We start from the raw sequence: 678 nt of genomic DNA on the forward strand, positions 1-678 counted from the left end.
CTGATAATAAACTTTGAACTGGTTACGTTCCAGTGCGTTTCTAAGGTCTCTTTCCAGGCTCAAACGATTTGAGGTGTGGATGGCCATATCTTCGCTGTAGTACTGGTAACCATCTTTACCGCGTCCCTTTACATGGTACATAGCAACATCGGCATTTTGGATGAGCTGGTCAACCGTGTTCCCGCCATTAGGGTAGACGGCAATACCAATACTTACGCCGACAAATACTTCATGCTCACCCAGGTCGAAAGGGGCTTTGAGTGTTGAAATGACTTTCTTGGCAATGGTNCTGGCATCTTCAGGCGAAGAAATTGATGGCAGAAGTAGGGTGAATTCATCTCCACCAAAACGAGATAAGGTATCACACTTTCTGACGCAGCTTTCAAGGCGAAGGGCCACAGACTGCAATAAGCGGTCGCCCATAGCGTGCCCCAAAGTATCGTTGACCACTTTAAAGCGATCCAGATCCAGGAACATGACGGCGACATGATTCTTGTTTCGTTTGGCCTGCGCGATAGAGATGTTTAGACGGTCTTTAAACAGCGCTCTGTTCGGGAGGCGTGTAAGAAGGTCGTGATAGGCCTGAAAGTTAATAAACTCTTCGGCTTCTTTTCGCTCGGTAATGTCACGAGCTGTTCCATAGGTGCCAATCACTTTGGTAAGCGTTTTCTTTTTTCC

1 protein-coding gene is annotated in these 678 nt (G+C 47.1%); it reads right to left on the reverse strand.

Annotation, left to right across the window (positions count from 1 at the left end; translation table 11 throughout):
• The coding region (locus tag A3735_RS27660; RefSeq protein ID WP_156499974.1) for a bifunctional diguanylate cyclase/phosphodiesterase at window positions 1-678 on the reverse strand (678 nt) is incomplete at both ends.

This window comes from Oleiphilus sp. HI0061 (assembly GCF_001635675.1).